This is a genomic window from Variovorax sp. 278MFTsu5.1 (assembly GCF_048305045.1).
GTDB classification, from domain to species: domain Bacteria; phylum Pseudomonadota; class Gammaproteobacteria; order Burkholderiales; family Burkholderiaceae_C; genus Variovorax; species Variovorax guangxiensis.
The window spans coordinates 1,460,818-1,481,397 of the sequence record NZ_CP157622.1 but is presented as its reverse complement, the minus strand read 5'-3'; the positions used below and the strand labels follow the sequence as shown (position 1 = coordinate 1,481,397).

The 20,580-nt window shown below is 67.3% G+C and carries 20 protein-coding genes; all 20 read right to left on the bottom strand.

Going from position 1 to position 20,580, the window contains the following annotated elements; translation table 11 throughout:
* Positions 1-4: 4 nt before the first annotated feature.
* The 20 genes from hisA to ABL844_RS06365 all read right to left on the bottom strand — a co-directional run bounded on the left by hisA (position 5) and on the right by ABL844_RS06365 (position 20,527).
* On the bottom strand, positions 5-745 hold the full coding sequence (hisA, locus tag ABL844_RS06460) for a 1-(5-phosphoribosyl)-5-[(5-phosphoribosylamino)methylideneamino]imidazole-4-carboxamide isomerase (protein ID WP_093196354.1): 741 nt from the start codon (positions 743-745) through the stop codon (positions 5-7).
* A 63-nt stretch (positions 746-808) separates the two neighbouring features.
* The gene (gene hisH, locus ABL844_RS06455; protein WP_126023010.1) at positions 809-1,468 is read right to left on the bottom strand and encodes an imidazole glycerol phosphate synthase subunit HisH; all 660 of its coding nucleotides are present in this window, start codon (positions 1,466-1,468) and stop codon (positions 809-811) included.
* A 19-nt stretch (positions 1,469-1,487) separates the two neighbouring features.
* Positions 1,488-2,114, bottom strand: a complete 627-nt coding sequence (hisB, locus tag ABL844_RS06450) for an imidazoleglycerol-phosphate dehydratase HisB (protein WP_418130795.1) — start codon at positions 2,112-2,114, stop codon at positions 1,488-1,490.
* Entirely contained in the window at positions 2,111-3,208 is a 1,098-nt protein-coding gene (hisC, locus tag ABL844_RS06445) for a histidinol-phosphate transaminase (RefSeq protein ID WP_418130794.1), read from the bottom strand. Before hisC ends, hisB begins: the two co-directional genes overlap by 4 nt.
* On the bottom strand, positions 3,205-3,555 hold the full coding sequence (locus ABL844_RS06440) for a hypothetical protein (protein ID WP_418130793.1): 351 nt from the start codon (positions 3,553-3,555) through the stop codon (positions 3,205-3,207). The genes hisC and ABL844_RS06440 overlap by 4 nt, the downstream gene beginning before the upstream one ends.
* A gap of 5 nt (positions 3,556-3,560) precedes the next feature.
* Positions 3,561-4,424 carry a hypothetical protein gene (locus tag ABL844_RS06435; RefSeq protein WP_418130792.1) on the bottom strand — a complete coding sequence of 288 codons (864 nt, stop codon included), beginning with the start codon at positions 4,422-4,424 and terminating at the stop codon, positions 3,561-3,563.
* 38 nt (positions 4,425-4,462) lie between these two features.
* Positions 4,463-5,833: a histidinol dehydrogenase gene (gene hisD, locus ABL844_RS06430; RefSeq protein ID WP_418130791.1), complete on the bottom strand. Its 1,371-nt coding sequence runs from the start codon at positions 5,831-5,833 to the stop codon at positions 4,463-4,465.
* 18 nt (positions 5,834-5,851) lie between these two features.
* Complete coding sequence (hisG, locus tag ABL844_RS06425) at positions 5,852-6,493, bottom strand: ATP phosphoribosyltransferase (RefSeq protein WP_093196366.1); 642 nt, start codon at positions 6,491-6,493, stop codon at positions 5,852-5,854.
* Entirely contained in the window at positions 6,490-7,782 is a 1,293-nt protein-coding gene (gene murA / locus ABL844_RS06420) for a UDP-N-acetylglucosamine 1-carboxyvinyltransferase (RefSeq protein WP_184635101.1), read from the bottom strand. Before murA ends, hisG begins: the two co-directional genes overlap by 4 nt.
* 42 nt (positions 7,783-7,824) lie before the next feature.
* A complete protein-coding gene (locus ABL844_RS06415; protein WP_019654412.1) occupies positions 7,825-8,067 on the bottom strand; it encodes a BolA family protein in 243 nt (80 codons plus the stop codon).
* A gap of 21 nt (positions 8,068-8,088) precedes the next feature.
* The gene (locus ABL844_RS06410; protein ID WP_418120442.1) at positions 8,089-8,844 is read right to left on the bottom strand and encodes an ABC transporter permease; all 756 of its coding nucleotides are present in this window, start codon (positions 8,842-8,844) and stop codon (positions 8,089-8,091) included.
* 5 nt (positions 8,845-8,849) lie between these two features.
* The gene (locus tag ABL844_RS06405; protein ID WP_126023000.1) at positions 8,850-9,797 is read right to left on the bottom strand and encodes an ABC transporter ATP-binding protein; all 948 of its coding nucleotides are present in this window, start codon (positions 9,795-9,797) and stop codon (positions 8,850-8,852) included.
* Between the two features lie 86 nt (positions 9,798-9,883).
* Positions 9,884-10,159 carry an STAS domain-containing protein gene (locus tag ABL844_RS06400; protein ID WP_093196373.1) on the bottom strand — a complete coding sequence of 92 codons (276 nt, stop codon included), beginning with the start codon at positions 10,157-10,159 and terminating at the stop codon, positions 9,884-9,886.
* A 16-nt stretch (positions 10,160-10,175) separates the two neighbouring features.
* Positions 10,176-10,832: an MlaC/ttg2D family ABC transporter substrate-binding protein gene (locus tag ABL844_RS06395; protein WP_126022998.1), complete on the bottom strand. Its 657-nt coding sequence runs from the start codon at positions 10,830-10,832 to the stop codon at positions 10,176-10,178.
* Positions 10,833-10,990: 158 nt separating this feature from the next.
* On the bottom strand, positions 10,991-11,725 hold the full coding sequence (locus ABL844_RS06390) for a VacJ family lipoprotein (protein WP_206169519.1): 735 nt from the start codon (positions 11,723-11,725) through the stop codon (positions 10,991-10,993).
* 26 nt (positions 11,726-11,751) lie between these two features.
* On the bottom strand, positions 11,752-12,240 hold the full coding sequence (gene mlaD, locus ABL844_RS06385) for an outer membrane lipid asymmetry maintenance protein MlaD (RefSeq protein ID WP_019654418.1): 489 nt from the start codon (positions 12,238-12,240) through the stop codon (positions 11,752-11,754).
* A gap of 136 nt (positions 12,241-12,376) precedes the next feature.
* Positions 12,377-13,159 carry a lipid asymmetry maintenance ABC transporter permease subunit MlaE gene (gene mlaE, locus ABL844_RS06380; RefSeq protein ID WP_184635095.1) on the bottom strand — a complete coding sequence of 261 codons (783 nt, stop codon included), beginning with the start codon at positions 13,157-13,159 and terminating at the stop codon, positions 12,377-12,379.
* 82 nt (positions 13,160-13,241) lie between these two features.
* Positions 13,242-14,072: an ABC transporter ATP-binding protein gene (locus tag ABL844_RS06375; protein ID WP_418119329.1), complete on the bottom strand. Its 831-nt coding sequence runs from the start codon at positions 14,070-14,072 to the stop codon at positions 13,242-13,244.
* A 171-nt stretch (positions 14,073-14,243) separates the two neighbouring features.
* Positions 14,244-15,722, bottom strand: coding sequence for a glutamate synthase subunit beta (locus ABL844_RS06370; RefSeq protein ID WP_126022994.1), 1,479 nt, complete (start codon positions 15,720-15,722; stop codon positions 14,244-14,246).
* Positions 15,723-15,760: 38 nt separating this feature from the next.
* A complete protein-coding gene (locus ABL844_RS06365; RefSeq protein WP_418130790.1) occupies positions 15,761-20,527 on the bottom strand; it encodes a glutamate synthase-related protein in 4,767 nt (1,588 codons plus the stop codon).
* Positions 20,528-20,580 lie beyond the last annotated feature (53 nt).

Genomic DNA, 20,580 nt, shown 5'->3' with positions numbered 1-20,580 from the left:
AGGGTCAGGCGGCCAGTTCGTCCGCGCGGGCCTGCGCGGCGGCGAAGTCGAGGTCGCCCGAATAGATGGCGCGGCCGCAGATCACGCCCTCGACGCCGTCGGACTCGACGGCGCAGAGCTGGTCGATGTCGGCCATGTTCGACAGGCCACCCGAGGCGATCACCGGGATGGTGAGCGCCTGCGCGAGCTTGACGGTGGCCTCGATGTTGATACCCGAGAGCATGCCGTCGCGGCCGATGTCGGTGTAGATGATCGACTCGACGCCGTAGTCCTCGAACTTCTTGCCCAGGTCGGCCACCTCGTGGCCCGTGAGCTTGCTCCAGCCGTCGGTGGCGACCTTGCCGTCCTTGGCGTCCAGGCCCACGATGATGTGGCCGCCGAAGGCGCTGCAGGCGTCCTTCAGGAAGCCGGGGTTCTTGACCGCGGCGGTGCCGATGATCACGTAGCGCAGGCCGTCGTCGATGTAGCGCTCGATGGTGTCGAGGTCGCGGATGCCGCCGCCGAGCTGCACCGGGATGTCGTCGCCCACCTCCTTCAGGATCGCCTTGATCGCCGCGTGATTCTGCGGCTTGCCGGCGAAGGCGCCGTTCAGGTCGACCAGGTGCAGCCGCCGCGCGCCGGCATCGACCCACTTTCGCGCCATGGCGGCGGGGTCTTCGCTGAAGATGGTGGACTGATCCATGTCGCCCTGCTTGAGGCGAACGCAGTGGCCGTCTTTGAGATCAATGGCGGGAATGAGGAGCATGGAAGTGACGCGAGTATGCGAATTCCGGGCTGTCAAAGCTTCGGCCCGGTCGGGAAAACAGGTTCAGGGGTTCCAGTGGAGGAAATTGCGATATAGCTGCAGCCCATGGTCCGCACTCTTCTCCGGGTGGAACTGGGTTGCAAAAATGTTATCGCGTGCAATGGCTGCGGTAAAGCTCGCGCCATATTCCGCCTCGCCCACACTGTGTTTGGGGTTTGCCGGGCGGGCATAGAAGCTGTGGACGAAATAGAAATAGCTGAGGTCGGGCACCCCGGCCCACACCGCATGCGGCTGGGCCTGGCGCACCTGGTTCCAGCCCATCTGCGGCACCTTGAAGCGGCTGCCGTCGGGCTGCAGGCGCCCGGCCAGGTCGAACTTGACGACCTCGCCGGGAATGAGGCCGAGGCCGTCGGTCGGGCCCTCGTCGCTGCGCGACAGCATCATCTGCATGCCCACGCACACGCCGAACAGCGGCTTGCTCGCCGCCGCCTCGAGCACCGATTCCTGCAGGCCCGAGTCGCGCAGCTCTCGCATGCAGTCGGGCATGGCGCCCTGCCCCGGCAGCACCACGCGAGTGGCCTTGCGGACCACGTCCGGGTCGGAGGTGACGAACACTTCCACGCCGACCTGGTCGGCCGCGTGGCGCACGGCCTGCGATACGGAGTGCAGGTTGCCCATGCCGTAGTCGACGACCGCGACGGTGTTTGCTGCTACAGATTTCATAGCTGATTGACGAACGCGTTCAGAGCGAGCCCTTGGTCGAAGGAATGACGCCGGCCGAACGCGGATCGAGCTCGAGCGCGCCGCGCATGGCGCGCGCGAAGGCCTTGAACACCGTCTCGCACTGGTGGTGCGCGTTGACGCCCTTGAGGTTGTCGATGTGCAGCGTGACGAAGGCGTGGTTCACGAAGCCCTGGAAGAACTCGTAGGTGAGCTGGCTGTCGAAGGCGCCGATCATCCCGCTGGTGAAAGGCACGTGCATCACCAGGCCCGGGCGGCCCGAGAAGTCGATGACGACGCGGCTCAGGGCCTCGTCCAGCGGCACGTAGGCGTGGCCGTAGCGGCGGATGCCCTTCTTGTCGCCCACGGCCTTGGCCACGGCCTGGCCCAGCGTGATGCCGACGTCTTCCACCGTGTGGTGGCCGTCGATGTGCAGGTCGCCCTGGCAGTCGACCTCGAGGTCGATCAGCCCGTGTCGGGCGATCTGGTCGAGCATGTGGTCGAAGAAGCCGATGCCGGTCGAGAGCTTGGCCTTTCCGGTGCCGTCGAGGTTGACGCTGACGGTGATCTTCGTCTCGGCGGTGTTGCGGGTGACGGTCGCAACGCGATCGGCGGCGCCCGCGAGGGCCGTGGTGGTGGGGGTGGTCATAGTGAGGCTTCGAGTGCCGCGAGCATCCGCGCATTCTCGTCGGCGGTTCCGACGGTCAGGCGCAGGCAGTTTGCGAGCAGATCGTGCATTTTAGAAACGTTCTTCACCAGCACCCCATGCGCCTTCATGCCTTCGAAGGTCTTGGCGGCATCGGGCACGCGCAGCAGGATCATGTTGGCGTCGCTCGGCCAGGTCTTCACGCCGGGCAGGCGGCCCAGGCCCATCATCAGGCGCTCGCGCTCCTCGCGGATCTGCCGGGCCTGCGCCTCGAACACGCCGGCGTGCTCCAGCGCGAAGAGCGCGCACTCGCAGTTCAGCACGCTGATGTTGTAGGGCGGGCGCACCTTGTCGATCTCGGCGACCAGCCCGGCCGGGCCCATCAGGTAGCCCAGGCGGATGCCGGCCAGGCCGAATTTGCTAAGCGTGCGCATCAGCAGCACGTGGCGGTGCTTCGCGAGCCGGTCGATGTAGCTGCGCGCGGCGAAGGGCTGGTAGGCCTCGTCGATGGCGACCAGGCCGCCCTGCGCGCCCTGGGCCTCGACGATGCGCTCGAGCACCGCGTCGTTCCAGAGGTTGGCCGTGGGGTTGTTGGGGTATGCGAGGTAGACGATGGCGGGCTTCTCGCGCTCGATGGCGGCCAGCATGGCGGCCTCGTCGAGCTCGAAGTCGGCCGTCAGCGGCACGCCGACGAAGCGCAGTCCCTGCAGCCTGGCGCTCATGGCGTACATGACGAAGCCGGGCACCGGCGCAAGCACCGTGGCGCCGGGCTTGTCGCAGGCGATGGCCAGCAGCGAGATCAGCTCGTCCGAGCCGTTGCCCAGCATCAGCTCGAAGCCCTCGGGCATCTGCGCATGCGCGGCCAGCGCGCGGCGCAGGTCGGCGCCTCGCTCGCCCGGGTAGCGGTTCAGCGCCAGCGCGCCGAGCCGCGCACCGAGCTCGGCCTGCAGCGCGGGCGGCAGGCCGAAGGGGTTCTCCATGGCGTCGAGCTTGATGAAGCCGGTGGCGTCCTGCACCGCGTAGGCGTGCATGGACCGCACGTCCTCGCGGATGCGGTCGAGCGGAAGGCGGGTGGATTCGGAAGGAGCAGCGGTCATCGGGTGCAGCGGTAGCTGTTGCGGAGGGCGCCGGACATGACCAGTTGCACGGGCATGTCGGCTTCGTAACTGTCGGCGTTGCGGCTCAGCTCCGTCTGGTAGAGCGAGCGCGCCATGGAGGGCTCGAGTCGGCGGCCCTCGACGCAGAAGATCGGCTTCTGCCCGTTGCGCTGGGAGGCCTCGACGCCTTCGCGCAAACCTTCGAGCACGCCGACGAGGTAATAGCTGGCGTAGGCCTTGCCGTCCTTCTCGCCGGCTTCGAGCGTGCGCAGTTCGCGGATGCTCATGGCCTGCGCGCCGGTCGTGGCCGCCGCGAGCACGAGCAGCAGGAAGGCGGCACGCTTCATGGGGCTCACTTGCGGTAGCGCGGCGGCGGCGCGTAGGCACCGTCGGCGGGGAAGGCGCTGGGCTGCTGCGGCGCGGCGTCGCGACGCTGGCGGCGGGGCGCGTTGCGCTCCTCGAGCTCGAACAGCGCGGCGCCGATCACGCCGATGTTGCGCACGTCGCCGGCCTCGGTGTTGGCGGCATAGGCGCGGCCGGGCGCGGAGAAGCGGAAGGCCGCCACCTCGTTCTGGCTCTTGCGGAATCCCTCGATGGTCAGCGACTGCAGCGGCTGCAGCACGTAGCCGCCGTTGCGCAGGCTGCCAAGCTTGCCGCTGAGCACGTCCAGGCCGTCGACCGTGGCGATCACTTCGTAGCTGCGCTCGCTGAGGTTGCGAAAGCGCAGCGTGTAGCGCGAGCCTTCGACGCCGGCCAGGCGGAACATCTCGTCGCCACCGGCGCCGCGGCGAGCGCGCTGCAGCGGCAGCGGACGGCCGTCCTCGTCCAGCACCGACCATTCGACGTCGCCGTCGGCCAGCATCAGGCTCAGGCGCCGCTCGGGGTTGCCGCCCACCGCGCGGCGCACGGCGGGAGCTTCGTTGTAGCCCAGCGAGGCCATGTCGTCGGGCTGGTCGGAAAGGCGCTTGGTGACGACCGTGCGGGTCTTCGACTCGATGCCCTCGCCCCACTGCGTGCCGAGCTGCGGCGCGGGCGCCGCGGGTGCGGCGCTGGGCGTGGCCGTGGCGGCCACCGATTCGCGCGGCGCCTGCGGCATCTGGCTGCAGGCCGCCAGCAGCGCGGCACCGGCGATGGCCGTGGCAGCGAACCTGAACAGGCGCGAACCGAAGAAACCGACGAAACCGGTGAAATGCGAACCGAAAGAACGATCGATCATCAGGCGTGCTCCCCCCGCATGCGGGTTGTTGTTGGACTTCAGATCTTACGCAGCCGCATCCGGGCGGCCTCGGCGTGCGCCTGCAGGCCCTCGCCCTCGGCCAGCGTCACGGCGATCGGGCCCAGCACCTGGGCGCCGGCCTCGCTGACCTCGATCAGGCTGGAGCGCTTCTGGAAGTCGTACACGCCCAGCGGGCTCGAGAAGCGCGCGGTGCCGCTGGTGGGCAGCACGTGGTTCGGACCCGCGCAGTAGTCGCCCAGGCTCTCGCTCGTGAAGGCCCCCAGGAAGATCGCGCCGGCGTGGCGCAGCAGCGGCTCCCAGCGGTTCGGCTCGCTGCTGCTGACTTCCAGGTGCTCGGGGGCGATGCGGTTGCTGATCTCGCAGGCCTCTTCCATGCTCCTCGTGTGGATCAGCGCGCCGCGGCCGTTGAGCGAGGCGGCGATGATTTCCGCGCGCGGCATCGTGGGCAGCAGGCGGTCGATCTCGGCCTGCACGCGGTCGATGTAGGCGGCGTCGGGGCACAGCAGGATGCTCTGGGCAAGTTCGTCGTGCTCGGCCTGGCTGAACAGATCCATCGCCACCCACTCGGGCGGCGTGGTGCCGTCGGCCAGCACCAGGATCTCGCTGGGGCCCGCGATCATGTCGATGCCCACGGTGCCGAACACCCGGCGCTTGGCGGCGGCCACGTAGGCGTTGCCGGGGCCGGTGATCTTGTCGACGGCGGGAATGGTGGCGGTGCCGTAGGCCAGCGCGGCCACGGCCTGGGCGCCGCCGATGGTGAACGCGCGGGTCACGCCGGCCACGTAGGCGGCGGCGAGCACCAGCACGTTGCGCTCGCCCTTCGTGGACGATTGCCCGCCCGCGCCGCCCGTCGCCACGCTGCCCTTCACGGGCGTCGGGACCACCATGATGATTTCGCCGACGCCGGCCACGTGGGCCGGGATCGCGTTCATCAGCAGGCTCGACGGATAGGCTGCCTTGCCGCCCGGCACGTAGATGCCGACGCGGTCGAGCGGCGTGACCTTCTGGCCCAGCAGCGTGCCGTCCGCGTCGCGGTAGCTCCAGCTCTCGCCGCTGGCCTTCTTCTGGGCCTCGTGATAGCTGCGCACGCGGTCGGCGGCGGACTGCAGCGCATCGCGCTGTGCGGCGGGCAGCGAATCGAAGGCTTCCTTGAAATCGGCCTGCGTCAGTTCGAGCTCGGACATGGTGGCTGCGCCGAGGCCGTCGAAGCGGCGGGTGTACTCGAGCACCGCCTCGTCGCCGCGCTTCTGCACGTCGCCTAGGATGTCCGCCACCACCTTCTCGATGGCCGCGTCGGCGTCCGCCGACCAATGCAGCCGCGCCTTGAATTCAGCATCGAAGCTGGCTGAAGTCGTGGACAGGCGGAGGGGGGCTGCTTTCGAGGTCATGGAACGGGACGGAAGGTTTCAGGCGGAAGGAATGGCAGAGGCGAAGGCGTCGATGATGTGGCGGATGGGCTCGCGCTTGAGCTTGAGCGCGGCCTGGTTCACCACCAGGCGGGCGCTGATGTCCATGATCCGCTCCACCTCGACGAGGTGGTTGGCCTTGAGCGTGTTGCCGGTGGAGACCAGGTCGACGATGGCGTCGGCCAGGCCGGTGAGCGGCGCGAGCTCCATGCTGCCGTAGAGCTTGATCAGGTCGACGTGCACGCCCTTGCTCGCGAAGAAGTCGCGTGCCAGGCCCACGTACTTGGTGGCCACGCGCAGGCGCGAGCCCTGCTTCACGGCCGAGGCGTAGTCGTAGTCGGCGCGCACGGCCACGCTCAGGCGGCAGGCGGCGATGCGCAGGTCCAGCGGCTGGTACAGGCCCTGGTTGCCGTGCTCGAGCAAGACGTCGAGGCCGGTCACGCCGAGGTCGGCGCCGCCGTACTGCACGTAGGTGGGCACGTCGGAGGCGCGCACCAGCACCACGCGCACGTCGGGACGGGTGGTCCCGAGGATGAGCTTGCGCGACTTCTCGGGGTCTTCGGTGACCTCGATGCCGGCGGCGGCCAGCAGGGGCATCGTCTCCTCGAAGATCCGGCCTTTGGAAAGCGCCAAGGTAATCATGCGGCTGCGGCTCCGGTCAGTCGTTCGATGTCGGCGCCGAGGCCGCGCAGTTTGGCTTCCATGCGGTCGTAGCCCCGGTCGAGGTGGTAGATGCGGTCGACCAGCGTCTCGCCCTCGGCCACGAGGCCGGCGATGACGAGGCTGGCGGACGCGCGAAGGTCGGTGGCCATCACGGTGGCGCCCGAGAGCTGCTGCACGCCCTCGACCATCGCCACCTTGCCTTCGACGTGGATGTGGGCGCCCAGGCGCACCATCTCGTTCACGTGCATGAAGCGGTTCTCGAAGATGGTCTCGGTGACCATCGAGGCGCCGCGCGCGATCACGTTCAGGGCCATGAACTGGGCCTGCATGTCGGTCGGGAAGCCCGGGTATTCAGTGGTGCTGAAGCTCTGCGCCTTCAGGTGCTCGTACGCCGGCCCCCTGGACGCGATGCGCACGCCGTCCTTCTCGGACTTGACGGTGCAGCCGGCGTCGCGCAGCTTGTCGATCACGGCGTCGAGGTGGTCGCCACGCGCGTGGCGCAGGAAGGCCTCGCCACCCGTGGCCGCAACGGCGCACATGAAGGTGCCGGCCTCGATGCGGTCGGCCACCACGGCGTGCTCGCAGCCGTGCAGCTTCTCGACGCCCTGGATGCGGATGTGGCTGGTGCCGTGGCCTTCGATCTTCGCGCCCATGCGGATCAGCATCTCTGCCAGGTCGACGATCTCGGGCTCCTGCGCGGCGTTCTCCAGCAGCGTCTCGCCCTCGGCCAGCGCGGCGGCCATGAGGAAGTTCTCGGTGCCGGTGACGGTGACCATGTCGGTCAGGATGCGCGCGCCCTTCAGCCGCGTGCGCCCCGCCGGCAGGCGCGCGACCATGTAGCCGTGGTCGACCACGATCTCGGCGCCCATGGCCTGCAGGCCCTTGATGTGCTGGTCGACCGGCCGCGAGCCGATCGCACAGCCGCCCGGCAGCGACACCTTGGCGTGGCCGAAGCGCGCCAGCAGCGGGCCCAGGGCCAGCACCGAGGCGCGCATGGTCTTGACCAGCTCGTAGGGCGCTTCCGGCCTGGTGAGTTCGGCCGCGTTGAGTTGCACGGTGCCGTTGTCATCGCGCTCGGCCGAAACGCCCATGTTTCGTACCAGCTTGAGCATCGTCGACACGTCCTGCAGGCGCGGCACGTTGTGCAGCACCACGGGCTCGTCGGTCAGCAGGGCCGCGCACAGCTCGGGCAGCGCTGCGTTCTTGGCGCCGGAAATGAGTACTTCGCCGCGGAGCTCTCGCCCGCCGCGAATCAGAAGTTTGTCCATCGAAGTTCCAGCGAAATCAGGAGGCCGCCAGGGGCCAGGGAGTCATTTTTCCACCGCCGCCCATTCGGCCGGCGTGTATGTCTTCATCGAAAGCGCATGCACCTCGTCGGTGTGCATTTTCGCACCCAGGGTGGCGTAGACCCGCTGGTGGCGCTGGATCGAGCGCTTGCCCTCGAATTCGGCCGAGACGATGGTCGCGTACCAATGTCGGCCATCGCCCTCCAGCGAGATGTGCTCGCACGGCAGGTGGGCGGTGATGATGGCTTGGAGCTGGTCAGCGGTCATGGGAGTCGTGGAAGGAGGCGTTCAGCCTCTGATTTTGTAGCCGATGCGCAGGAGATGGATGGCGATGGCACTCACCACCAGCCACGCAGTGCCGACGATGCCCAGGCTGAGCCAGGGCGAGGCGTCGCTCACGCCGAAGAAGCCGTAGCGGAAGCCGTCGATCATGTAGAAGAACGGGTTCAGGTGGCTGACGTTCTGCCAGAACGGCGGCAGCGAGCCGATCGAATAGAACACGCCCGACAGGAAGGTCATGGGCATGATCAGGAAATTCTGGAACACCGCCATCTGGTCGAACTTCTCGGCCCAGAGCCCGGCGATGAGCCCCAGCGTGCCCAGCATGGCCGAGCCCAGCAGCGCGAACACCAGGATCCACACCGGCGCGACGAAGCTCGGCTGCGCGAACAGCACCGTCACCACGAACACGCCCAGCCCCACCGCCAGCCCGCGGATGACCGACGAGCCCACGTAGGCGAAGAACCAGCCCCAGTGCGAAAGAGGAGTGAGCAGCACGAAGACCAGGTTGCCCATGATCTTGCTCTGGATGATCGAGGACGAGCTGTTGGCGAAGGCGTTCTGCAGCACGCTCATCATCACCAGGCCCGGAACGAGGAAGGCGGTGTAGCCGACCGTGCCGTAGACCTTCACGTGGTCTTCGAGCACGTGGCCGAACACCATCAGGTACAGCAGCGCGGTGAGCACCGGCGCGCCCACGGTCTGGAAGCCGACCTTCCAGAAGCGCAGCGTTTCCTTGTAGAGCAGCGCGCGCCAACCCGTCACGGCCATCATCGCGCCACCTCCAGCGGGGTCTGCTCGCCGGCCATCAGGTCGATGAACACGTCTTCCAGGTCGGCCTTGCGCATTTCCACGTCTTCCACCGTGACGCCGGCTTCGCGAATGGCGGCCAGCAGTTGTTCGACTTCATGGGCGTTCTGCGCCGGCAGCTGCACGATGCGCCCGGTGATGCGCGCATGCTGCGCGATGGCCCAGGGCAGCATGGCGTCGGTCTTGAATCGCAGCACGTTGCTCGCTGCCGACTTCAGCAGCTCGCTGGTGCGGTCGAGCGCGATCACCTTGCCCAGCTTGAGCATCGCGATGCGGCTGCACAGCGCCTCGGCCTCTTCGAGGTAATGGGTGGTGAGCAGCACGGTGCTGCCCTGCTTGTTGAGCCTGGCGACGAACTGCCACAGCGTCTGGCGCAGCTCGACGTCAACGCCGGCGGTGGGCTCGTCGAGCACGATCACCGGCGGCTTGTGCACCAGCGCCTGCGCCACGAGCACGCGGCGCTTCATGCCGCCGGAGAGCTGGCGCATGTTGGCCGTGGCCTTGTCGGCCAGGCCCAGGCTCTGCAGCAGCTCGTCGATCCAGGCTTCGTTGTTGGTGATGCCGAAGTAGCCCGACTGGATGCGCAGCGACTCGCGCACGTTGAAGAAGGGGTCGAACACCAACTCCTGCGGCACGATGCCGAGCTGGCGGCGCGCCTGCGCGTACTCGCGCTGCACGTCGAATCCGTGGACGCTGATGGCACCCGCCGTAGGCCGCGAAAGGCCCGCGAGCATGCTGATCAGGGTGGTCTTTCCCGCGCCGTTCGGGCCGAGCAGGCCGAAGAACTCGCCCTCCTCGATCTGGAAGCTGACCTCGTCGACCGCCTTGAGCCCCGGCTTGCCCTGGGCCTTCTGCTGTCTGGAGGGGGGATAGGTCTTGGAGACCGACTGGAATGAGATCGCGGGCATGGGAGCCCGCGATTTTAAGGTGCCGCTTTACAAGCTGCCGGGCAGCGGCCCGATACCCTCATGCGGCCCCGGCCGGGTCCGACGGGTCAGGGCGCGGCGGGCAAAAGTCCGGCAATGCCGTAGAGGGCAGCCAGTTCGCGCAGCCGGGGCGAGAGCCCCTTGACGGAGAAACCGCGCCCCAGCGCGCTCGATTCGCGCCGGCATTCGAGCAGCACGGCCAGCGCCGATGAATCGAACTGGGTCAGCGCCGTCGCGTCGACCACGGTGGACGACGAGTCGGCCTGGCCCTTGAGCCCCTGCTGCAGCATGCGCATGCAGGCGGGGGCTTCGTCATGGGTCAGTCGGGCGGGCAGGACCAGCATGTCGCGCGGCTCCGGCTCAGCTCTTGCCGTTGCCCTTGTTGCGCGCGGCCAGCGCGGTAATCAGGCCGTCGATGCCGCTCTTGTTGATTTCCTGCGCGAACTGGGTGCGGTAGGTATCGACCAGCCAGACGCCCAGCACGTTCAGGTTGTAGACCTTCCAGCCGGCGCCCTGGCCGGGGGTCTTCTCGAGGCGGTAGTCGAGCTGGACCGGATCGCCGCGGCCGCGGACCTCGGTGCGCACCAGCACGTCCTTGTCGTCGGGCGAGCCGCGGAACGGACGCACGGTGACGGTCTGGTCGGTCACCTGGTCGAGCGCGCCGGCGTAGGTGCGGACCAGCAGGGCCTTGAACTCGTCCTGCAGGCGCTTCTGCTGCTCGGGGGTGGCGGTACGCCAGGCCGGGCCGACGGCAGAGGCGGTCATGCGCTGGAAGTTGACGTTCGGCATGATCTTGCTGTCGACCAGCACCATGATCTTGTTGACGTCGCCCGACTTGATGGACGAGTCGGCCTTGATCGTCTCGAGCACGTCGGTCGACAGGCGCTTGACCAGTGCGTCGGGCGCCTCGTCGGCGGCACGGGCGGGCTGGACGAAGGCGACGGCGGCACTGAACAGCAGTGCGCCGGCCAGAGCCAGGCGGCCGAGATCGCGACGTTGCAGGGTCTTGTTGTTCATGGAGAGTCCCTCATTCAAGTTTGAAAATCCGCAGGCACCCGGAAAACCGGCTGCTGAGACAGGAACGGATTCGAGCCCCACGGGGCCGACGGGGTTCCTGTCCGGGAGGTGAAGCCTTGCAACCGGATGCAAGCGGGCTGCCCTCCCTTGCGTCGTCTTTATTTGTCGGCACCCTTGTCCATGCCGCCGCCATCGTCGGGCGGGTTGCCGTCGTAGACCTGGCTGCGGCGGCGCTGCAGGTACGCATCGCGCGTGAACGAATACTTGTCGAGCGCCGCGTCGCCAAGCAGGCGGCTCGCGCGCAGGTACTGCGAGCGCGTGTCGACGACGCGCAGCACCGTCAGCGAATTGCGCCAGGGGATGTCCTCCACGTAGCCCAGCGGGTCGCCCCACATGTCGAGCGGCTTGGCGGCGGTGTCGCGCAGCGTGGAGGAGCCCAGCAGCGGCAGCACCACGTACGGGCCGGAACCCACGCCCCAGTAGCCCAGGGTCTGGCCGAAGTCTTCCTCGTGGCGCGGGAGGCGCGCTTCGGTCGCCACGTCCAGCACACCGCCGAGGCCGAAGATGGTGTTGACGTTCAGCCGCATGAAGGTCTCGGCACTGTTCTGCAGCTTGAGCTGGGCCACGTTGTTGACGAGGTTCCAGACGTCACCGATGTTGTTGAAGAAGTTGTTCACGCCGGTGCGCACCATGGAGGGCAGCGCGTTCTGGTAGGCCGTGGCCGCGGGCACCAGCACGGCATCGTCGACGGCGTCGTTGAAGCGCGAGACACCCCGGTTGAACGGCTCGAGGGGATCGGCGGGGTTGGCGTTGGGGCCGGTCGCACAACCGGCGGCCAGGGCGAGTACCGCGCCGGCGCCAATCCAGCGGGTCCGGCTTGCTACGCTATTCATAGCAAAAGACAAAGAAGATCGTGTTTTCATTTCTTATTGGCTGTTCCAGGCGTGGAATTTCCCTCCGCCGCCTTGCTGTACAGGAACTGGCTGATCAGGTTTTCCAGCACCACGGCCGATTGGGTCGCGGTGATGGTGTCGCCGGCTTGCAAGTTCTTGTCCTCGGCGCCCGCCTCGATTCCGATGTACTGCTCGCCGAGCAAGCCACTGGTCAGGATCTTGAGCGAACTGTCCTTGGGAAAACTGTAACGGTTTTGCAAAGCCAGAGTGACGTCTGCCTGAAAGGTCTTGTCGTTGAAGGAGATGGATTCCACACGCCCGACCACCACGCCCGCGCTCTTCACCGCGGTCTGCGGCTTGAGGCCGCCGATGTTGTCGAAGCGCGCGGTGACCGAATAGGTCTTCTGGAAGTTCAGGCTCAGCAGGTTGGCCGACTGCAGCGCGAGGAACAGCAGCGCAGCAGCGCCGATCAGGACGAACAGGCCGACCCAGATGTCGTTGTTGGAACGTTGCATATCGACTCTTCCTAAATTCCAGCGGTTTGGCTCATTCGGGGAACACCGCAGAACCGGCTTGGCCGGGCTGCAGGTGTTGCCCCCTGCAAGGGGGTTGGCGGCCACACGAAGTGGGCAAGCCTGGGGGTGTGCCTGGTCATATGCTGAACATCATGGCGGTCAACAAGAAGTCGAGGCCCAACACCGCCAGCGACGCCGTCACCACCGTGCGCGTGGTCGCGCGCGATACGCCCTCGGGCGTGGGCTGGGCCTCGTAGCCCTGCAGCAGCGCGATGAAGGTCACGGTGAAGCCGAAGACGATGCTCTTGATGACGCCGTTGCCGACATCGCGCCACACGTCGACGCCGCCCTGCATCTGGGCCCAAAACGCGCCGGGGTCCACGCCCAGCATCAGCACGCCCACCACGTAGCCGCCCATGATGCCAATGGCGCTGAACACCGCCGCCAGCAGCGGCATGGTGATGACGCCGGCCCAGAAGCGCGGCGCGAGCACGCGCTGCACGGGGTCTATCGCCATCATCTCCATGGCGCTCAGTTGTTCGTCGGCCTTCATCAGGCCGATCTCGGCCGTCAGCGAGGTGCCGGCACGGCCGGTGAACAGCAGCGCCGCCACCACGGGACCGAGCTCGCGCACCAGGCTCAGCGCGACCAGCAGGCCCAGCGCCTCGGAAGACCCGTAGCGCTGCAGCGCGTAGTACATCTGCAGCCCGAGCACGAAGCCCACGAACAGGCCCGACACGCCGATGATGGCCAGCGAGTAGTTGCCCAGGAAATGGATCTGGTCGCGCACCAGGCCGAAGCGGCGCAGGATCTGCGCGCCCGGACCGACCAGGCGCATGAAGAGCTTCGCGCCGTAGCCGAGGTTGGCCAGATGGCTGCGCGTGGCAAAGCCGGCATCGGATGGCTTCCACCAGGTCATGTTTGCCCCCACGTTCGGCACTTCGTGTCCTCACTGCCCCCCGAGGGGGCCTTCGCTTGCTCGGGGCGGCCCAGCGCGGCGCTCATGAGCGCCCTCCTTCGACATTGCCGAAGTCGTCCTCGATGCTGACGCCCGGGTAATGGAAATGAACCGGCCCGTCGGGCAGCGCATTCACGAACTGATGGACCAGCGGATCGGCGCTCTCGCGCACCTCGGACGGCGTGCCCTGCGCGGCGATGCCGCCGTTGGCCAGGATGATCACGTGGTCGGCGATGCGGAAGGTTTCTTCCAGGTCGTGCGACACGATGATGCTGGTGAGCCCCAGCGCGTCGTTGAGCTGGCGGATGAGGCGCGCGGCCGTACCCAGAGAGATCGGGTCGAGTCCGGCGAAGGGCTCGTCGTACATCACGAGGTCGGGGTCGAGCGCGATGGCCCGTGCCAGCGCCACGCGCCGCGCCATGCCGCCCGACACCTCGCTGGGCATCAGGTCGCGCGCACCGCGCAGGCCGACCGCGTCGAGCTTCATGAGCACCACGTCGCGCACCAGCGCTTCGGAAAGTTGCGTGTGCTCGCGCAGCGGGAACGCCACGTTGTCGAACACGCTCATGTCGGTGAAGAGCGCGCCGAACTGGAACAGCATGCCCATGCGCCGGCGCGCGGCGTAGAGGGCGCTCGCATCCATCCTGCCGACATCATTGCCGTCGAAGAGCACCTCGCCGCGCTGCGCCTTCTGCTGTCCGCCGATCAGGCGCAGCACCGTGGTCTTGCCGCCGCCCGATGCGCCCATCAGCGCCGTCACCTTGCCGCGCGGTACGGCGAACGAGACGCCGTCGAGGATGGTGCGCGCACCATAGCCGAACTTGACGTCGCGAAACTCTACGAAGGGATGTGGCAGCGGTGTGGCGGTGTCCATCTCAATAAAAAAGCCGGGGCGCTTTTCCAAGCATCCCGGCATGCGGTTTGACGCGGATGATAACGGGGCCGCGGCCGGCCCCGCGAAACTGAAACAAAATTCAGCGCGGCGGCCGTCAGACCCTCGTCAGGAACCCGTGGACAAAGGCCCCTGGCGCCGCGAACCCTCTCCTCAGCGAGGCAGGTCGCTGAAGCCCATCAGGAACTCGTCCACCGAACGCGCGGCCTGGCGGCCTTCGCGGATCGCCCACACCACCAGCGACTGTCCGCGGCGGATGTCGCCGGCCGCAAAGACCTTCGGAACGTTGGTGGCATAGCCGCCGACGAAGTCGACCGTCGCCCGGGCGTTGCCGCGTGCATCCTTCTCCACGCCGAAGGCGTCGAGCACCGAGGCCACGGGGCTCACGAAACCCATGGCGAGCAGCACCAGGTCGGCCTTGAGCACCTGCTCGCTGCCGGCCACTTCCTGCATCTTGCCGTCCTTCCATTCGACGCGAACGGTCTTCAGGCCGGTGACCTTGCCCTTTTCGCCGATGAACTCCTTGGTGGAGATCGCGAACTCGCGCTCGCAGCCCTCTTCGTGGCTGGAGCTGGTGCGCAGCTTGATCGGCCAGTACGGCCAGGTCAGCGGACGGTTCTCTTCCTCGGGCGGCTGCGGCATCAGCTCGAACTGCGTGACGCTCACCGCGCCATGGCGGTTGCTGGTACCCACGCAGTCGGAGCCGGTATCGCCGCCGCCGATGACGATCACGTGCTTGCCGTCGGCGCGCAGCTGGCCCTTGACCTTGTCGCCCGCGTTGACGCGGTTCTGCTGCGGCAGGAACTCCATCGCGAAGTGGATGCCGTCGAGGTCGCGGCCGGGCACGGGCAGGTCGCGCGACTGCTCGGCGCCGCCGGTCAGCAGCACGGCATCGAACTCTTTCTGCAGCTGCTCGGGCGTGACGGTTTCCTTGGCCAGGTTGGTGACCTTGGAGCCCTTGCCCAGCGGATCCTTCGCGGCACCGACGATCACGCCAGTGCGGAACACCACGCCTTCGGCCTTCATCTGCTCGACGCGGCGATCGATGTGCGACTTCTCCATCTTGAAGTCGGGAATGCCGTAGCGCAGCAGGCCGCCGACGCGGTCGTTCTTCTCGAAGAGCGTCACGTCGTGGCCGGCGCGTGCCAGCTGCTGGGCCGCCGCCATGCCGGCCGGGCCGGAGCCCACCACCGCCACCTTCTTGCCGGTCTTGTGCTTGGCGACGCGCGGCGCCACCCAGCCTTCGTCCCAGGCGCGGTCGATGATGGCGTGCTCCAGCGACTTGATGCCGACCGCGTCGTCGTTCACGTTGAGCACGCAGGCCGCCTCGCAGGGCGCGGGGCAGATGCGGCCGGTGAACTCGGGGAAGTTGTTGGTCGAGTCGAGCACCGCGAAGGCGTTCTGCCAGTCGTTGCGGTACACCAGGTCGTTGAAGTCCGGAATGATGTTGTTGACCGGGCAGCCGCTGTTGCAGAACGGCGTGCCGCAGTCCATGCAGCGCGCGCCCTGCACCTTGGCCTGGTCGTTGCTCAGGCCGACGACGAATTCCTTGTAGTGCTTGACGCGCTCCTCGACGGGCTTGTAGCCCTCCTCGATGCGCTCATGCTCCATGAAGCCGGTGATCTTTCCCATCGTGCTTTCCTTTGTTCTCTGTACTTACTCGCGGGCGCTCAGACCGAAGCCGGGGCCGACTGCGGCGCGGGGGCTGCCAGCGCGTGCGGCTCCAGGCCGATGTGCGCGTTGTTGCCGCTGCTCGTGAGTTCGACCTTGCGGTCGTGCAGCTCGGCGAGCGCGCGCTTGTATTCGTTCGGGAACACCTTCACGAACTTGGTGCGCGCCACGGACCAGTTGTCGAGCAGTTCGCGCGCGCGCTTGCTGCCGGTCCAGCGGTGGTGCTCTTCGAGCAGCTTCTTCAGCTGGGCCTCGTCGGTCTCGCCGCCGTGCCAGATCTTGCGGTGCACGCTGGCGGTCTGCTCGGCAGAGGTCAGCACCTTCTCGAGGGAGACCATCGAGAGGTTGCAGCGCGTGGCGAACTGGCCGTCCTCGTCGTACACGAAGGCGACGCCGCCGCTCATGCCGGCCGCGAAGTTGCGTCCTGTCTTGCCGAGCACGGCCACCGTGCCGCCGGTCATGTATTCGCAGCCGTGGTCGCCGGTGCCTTCGATGACCGCCGTGGCGCCCGAAAGGCGCACCGCGAAGCGCTCGCCGGCGACGCCGCACAGGTAGGCCTCGCCGGTGGTCGCGCCGTACAGCGCGGTGTTGCCGACGATGGTGTTGCGCGCTGCCTCACCGCGGAAGTCGAGGCTGGGGCGCACCACCACGCGGCCGCCCGAGAGGCCCTTGCCGGTGTAGTCGTTGGCGTCGCCGATCAGGTACAGCGTGATGCCGCGCGCCAGGAAGGCGCCGAACGACTGGCCGCCCGTGCCTTCGAGCTGGATGCGGATCGAGTCGTCGGGCAGGCCCTGCGGATGCACCTTGGTCAGCGCGCCCGAGAGCATCGCGCCCACAGAGCGGTTGACGTTGCGCGCCACCTCGATGAACTGCACCTTCTCGCCCTTGTCGATGGCCGGACGCGACTTCTCGATGAGCTTGACGTCCAGCGCCTTGTCCAGGCCGTGGTCCTGGTTCTCGACGTGGAAGCGCGGCACGTCGGCCGGCACGTTCGGCAGCGCGAACAGGCGGCTGAAATCGAGGCCGGCGGCCTTCCAGTGCTCGATACCCTTGCGCATGTCGAGCAGGTCGGCGCGGCCGATCAGGTCGTCGAACTTGCGGATGCCGAGCTGGGCCATGATCTGGCGCACTTCTTCCGCGACGAAGAAGAAGTAGTTGACGACGTGCTCGGGCTTGCCCGAGAACTTCTTGCGCAGCACCGGGTCCTGCGTGGCCACGCCCACCGGGCAGGTGTTCAGGTGGCACTTGCGCATCATGATGCAGCCCTCGACCACCAGCGGCGCCGTGGCGAAGCCGAACTCGTCGGCGCCCAGCAGCGCGCCGATGGCGACGTCGCGGCCGGTCTTCATCTGGCCGTCGGCCTGCACGCGGATGCGGCTGCGCAGGCGGTTGAGCACCAGCGTCTGCTGCGTCTCGGCCAGGCCGATCTCCCACGGGCTGCCCGCGTGCTTGATCGACGACCAGGGCGAGGCGCCCGTGCCGCCGTCATGGCCGGCGATCACGACGTGGTCGCTCTTGCACTTGGCGACGCCCGCGGCGATGGTGCCCACGCCGATCTCGCTCACCAGCTTCACGCTGATGCTGGCGTGCGGCGCGGTGTTCTTCAGGTCGTGGATGAGCTGCGCCAGGTCTTCGATCGAGTAGATGTCGTGGTGCGGCGGCGGGCTGATGAGGCCCACGCCCGGCACGGCATAGCGCTGCTTGCCGATGTACTGCGTGACCTTGCCGCCCGGCAGCTGGCCGCCCTCGCCCGGCTTGGCGCCCTGCGCCATCTTGATCTGGATCTGGTCGGCCGAGTGCAGGTATTCGGCCGTGACGCCGAAGCGGCCGGACGCGACCTGCTTGATGCGCGAGCGCAGCGAGTCGCCGTCCTTCAGCGGCAGGTCGACCTCGACGTTCTCGGCGCCCACGATGCTGCGCAGCGTGTCGCCCTGCTTGATCGGGATGCCCTTGAGCTCGTTGCGGTAGCGCGCGGGGTCTTCACCGCCCTCGCCCGTGTTGCTCTTGCCGCCGATGCGGTTCATGGCCACGGCCAGCACCGAGTGCGCCTCGGTGCTGATGGAGCCCAGCGACATCGCGCCGGTGGCGAAGCGCTTGACGATCTCGGCCGCGGGCTCGACCTCGTCGACCGGAATGGCCTTGGCCGGATCGATCCTGAACTCGAACAGGCCGCGCAGCGTGAGGTGGCGGCGGTTCTGGTCGTTGATGAGCTGGGCGTATTCCTTGTACGTGTTCCAGTTGTTGGAGCGCGTGCTGTGCTGCAGCTTGGCGATGGCGTCGGGCGTCCACATGTGCTCCTCGCCGCGCGTGCGCCAGGCGTATTCGCCGCCGGCGTCGAGCATGTTGGCGAGCACCGGGTCGTTGCCGAAGGCAGCCTTGTGCATGCGGATGGCTTCCTCGGCGATCTCGAAGACGCCGATGCCTTCCACACGGCTGGCGGTGCCGGTGAAGTATTTGTTCACCGTCTCGCTGTTCAGGCCGATGGCTTCGAACAGCTGCGCGCCGCAATAGCTCATGTAGGTGCTGACACCCATCTTCGACATGATCTTCGACAGACCCTTGCCGATGGCCTTGACGTAGTTGTAGACCGCCTTCTCGGCGCTCAGCTCGCCCGGCAGGTCGGCGTGCATCGCCACCAGCGTCTCCATGGCGAGGTAGGGGTGCACGGCTTCCGCGCCGTAGCCCGCCAGCACGCCGAAGTGATGCACCTCGCGCGCCGAGCCGGTCTCGACCACCAGGCCGGCGGTGGTGCGCAAGCCCTCGCGCACCAGGTACTGGTGCACGGCCGACAGCGCCAGCACGGCGGGAATCGCCACCTGCGTGGGGCTCACGCCGCGGTCGCTCACGATCAGGATGTTGTTGCCGCCCTTGATGGCGTCCACGGCCTCGGCGCACAGCGACGCCAGCTTGGCTTCGACGCCCTCGTCGCCCCACGCGAGCGGGTAGGTGATGTCGAGCACGTAGCTCTTGAACTTGCCCTGCGTGTACTTGCCGATGTCGCGCAGCTTCGCCATGTCGGCGAAGTCGAGGATCGGCTGGCTCACTTCGAGCCGCATCGGCGGGTTGACCTGGTTGATGTCCAGCAGGTTCGGCTTGGGGCCGATGAAGGACACCAGCGACATCACGATGGCTTCGCGGATCGGGTCGATCGGCGGGTTCGTGACCTGCGCGAACAGCTGCTTGAAGTAGTTGTACAGCGGCTTGTTCTTGCTCGAGAGCACGGCCAGCGGGCTGTCGTTGCCCATGGAGCCGATGCCTTCTTCACCCGCCTGCGCCATCGGGCTCATCAGGAACTTGATGTCTTCCTGGGTGTAGCCGAAGGCCTGCTGGCGGTCGAGCAGCGGCACCTGCGACAGCGGCGCCTTGACCGCCTCGGCGGCCTCCGCCTTCACGCTGTCGAGCTTGATGCGCAGGTTCTCGATCCACTGCTTGTAGGGCTTGCTGTTGGCGAGGTTGGCCTTGACCTCCTCGTCGTCGATCAGGCGGCCCTGTTCCAGGTCGATCAGGAACATCTTGCCGGGCTGCAGGCGCCACTTGCGCACGATCTTCTGCTCGGGCACGGGCAGCACGCCCGACTCGGAAGCCATGATGACCAGGTCGTCGTCGGTCACGCAGTAGCGCGAGGGGCGCAGGCCGTTGCGGTCGAGCGTCGCGCCGATCTGGCGGCCGTCGGTGAACACGATGGAGGCCGGGCCGTCCCAAGGCTCGAGCATGGCGGCGTGGTATTCATAGAACGCGCGGCGGCGCGGGTCCATGGTGGCGTGCTGTTCCCAGGGCTCGGGAATCATCATCATCACGGCCTGGCTGATGGGGTAGCCGGCCATCGTCAGCAGCTCGAGGCAGTTGTCGAAGGTGGCGGTGTCGGACTGGCCGGCGAAGCTGATCGGGTAGAGCTTCTGCAGGTCGGCGCCCAGCACCGGCGAGGACATCACGCCTTCGCGCGCCTTCATCCAGTTGTAGTTGCCCTTGACCGTGTTGATTTCGCCGTTGTGGGCGACATAGCGGTACGGGTGGGCCAGCGGCCACTCGGGGAAGGTGTTGGTCGAGAAGCGCTGGTGCACCAGGCCCAGGGCCGAGACGCAGCGCTTGTCCTGCAGGTCGAGGTAGTAGGTACCGACCTGGTCGGCCAGCAGCAGGCCCTTGTAGACCACGGTGCGGCTCGACATGCTGGGAACGTAGTATTCCTTGCTGTGCTTGAGCTTCAGGCGCTGGATGTTGGCGCTGGCTGTCTTGCGGATCACGTAGAGCTTGCGTTCCAGCGCGTCCTGCACGATCACGTCGTTGCCGCGGCCGATGAAGACCTGGCGCAGCAGCGGTTCCTTTTCGCGCACGGTGGGCGACATGGGCATGTCGCGGTTGACCGGCACGTCGCGCCAGCCCAGCAGCACCTGGCCTTCGGCCTTGATCGCGCGCTCCATCTCCTGCTCGCAGGCCTCGCGGGAGGCGTGTTCCTTCGGCAGGAAGATCATGCCGACGCCGTACTCGCCCGGCGGGGGCAGCGTGACGCCCTGCTTCGCCATTTCTTCACGGTAGAGACGGTCGGGCAGCTGGATCAGGATGCCGGCGCCGTCGCCCATCAGCTTGTCGGCGCCCACTGCGCCGCGATGGTCGAGGTTTTCAAGAATCTTCAGGCCCTGCAGCACGATGGCATGGCTCTTCTCGCCCTTGATGTGTGCAACGAAGCCGACGCCGCAGGCATCGTGCTCGTCGGCAGCGGAATACAGACCGTGTTCTTGGAGATGCTTGATCTCGGCAGCCGTCGTCATGGCGCGCTCCTTCAGTTTTCGCAGGGAATCGGAGCATATTGCGTTGCACAAAG

Excerpts from the sequence above, each read along its gene's own strand:
- ABL844_RS06390 (WP_206169519.1), bottom strand. The coding sequence starts at position 11,725 with ATGAATAGCGTAGCAAGCCGGACCCGCTGGATTGGCGCCGGCGCGGTA.
- hisB (WP_418130795.1), bottom strand. The coding sequence starts at position 2,114 with ATGACCACCCCCACCACCACGGCCCTCGCGGGCGCCGCCGATCGCGTT.
- hisD (WP_418130791.1), bottom strand. The coding sequence starts at position 5,833 with ATGACCTCGAAAGCAGCCCCCCTCCGCCTGTCCACGACTTCAGCCAGC.
- ABL844_RS06400 (WP_093196373.1), bottom strand. The coding sequence starts at position 10,159 with ATGCTGGTCCTGCCCGCCCGACTGACCCATGACGAAGCCCCCGCCTGC.
- ABL844_RS06440 (WP_418130793.1), bottom strand. The coding sequence starts at position 3,555 with ATGAAGCGTGCCGCCTTCCTGCTGCTCGTGCTCGCGGCGGCCACGACC.
- mlaD (WP_019654418.1), bottom strand. The coding sequence starts at position 12,240 with ATGCAACGTTCCAACAACGACATCTGGGTCGGCCTGTTCGTCCTGATC.
- hisA (WP_093196354.1), bottom strand. The coding sequence starts at position 745 with ATGCTCCTCATTCCCGCCATTGATCTCAAAGACGGCCACTGCGTTCGC.
- hisC (WP_418130794.1), bottom strand. The coding sequence starts at position 3,208 with ATGACCGCTGCTCCTTCCGAATCCACCCGCCTTCCGCTCGACCGCATC.
- mlaE (WP_184635095.1), bottom strand. The coding sequence starts at position 13,159 with ATGACCTGGTGGAAGCCATCCGATGCCGGCTTTGCCACGCGCAGCCAT.
- murA (WP_184635101.1), bottom strand. The coding sequence starts at position 7,782 with ATGGACAAACTTCTGATTCGCGGCGGGCGAGAGCTCCGCGGCGAAGTA.
- ABL844_RS06375 (WP_418119329.1), bottom strand. The coding sequence starts at position 14,072 with ATGGACACCGCCACACCGCTGCCACATCCCTTCGTAGAGTTTCGCGAC.
- ABL844_RS06395 (WP_126022998.1), bottom strand. The coding sequence starts at position 10,832 with ATGAACAACAAGACCCTGCAACGTCGCGATCTCGGCCGCCTGGCTCTG.
- ABL844_RS06415 (WP_019654412.1), bottom strand. The coding sequence starts at position 8,067 with ATGACCGCTGACCAGCTCCAAGCCATCATCACCGCCCACCTGCCGTGC.
- hisG (WP_093196366.1), bottom strand. The coding sequence starts at position 6,493 with ATGATTACCTTGGCGCTTTCCAAAGGCCGGATCTTCGAGGAGACGATG.
- ABL844_RS06405 (WP_126023000.1), bottom strand. The coding sequence starts at position 9,797 with ATGCCCGCGATCTCATTCCAGTCGGTCTCCAAGACCTATCCCCCCTCC.
- ABL844_RS06370 (WP_126022994.1), bottom strand. The coding sequence starts at position 15,722 with ATGGGAAAGATCACCGGCTTCATGGAGCATGAGCGCATCGAGGAGGGC.
- hisH (WP_126023010.1), bottom strand. The coding sequence starts at position 1,468 with ATGAAATCTGTAGCAGCAAACACCGTCGCGGTCGTCGACTACGGCATG.
- ABL844_RS06365 (WP_418130790.1), bottom strand. The coding sequence starts at position 20,527 with ATGACGACGGCTGCCGAGATCAAGCATCTCCAAGAACACGGTCTGTAT.
- ABL844_RS06435 (WP_418130792.1), bottom strand. The coding sequence starts at position 4,424 with ATGATCGATCGTTCTTTCGGTTCGCATTTCACCGGTTTCGTCGGTTTC.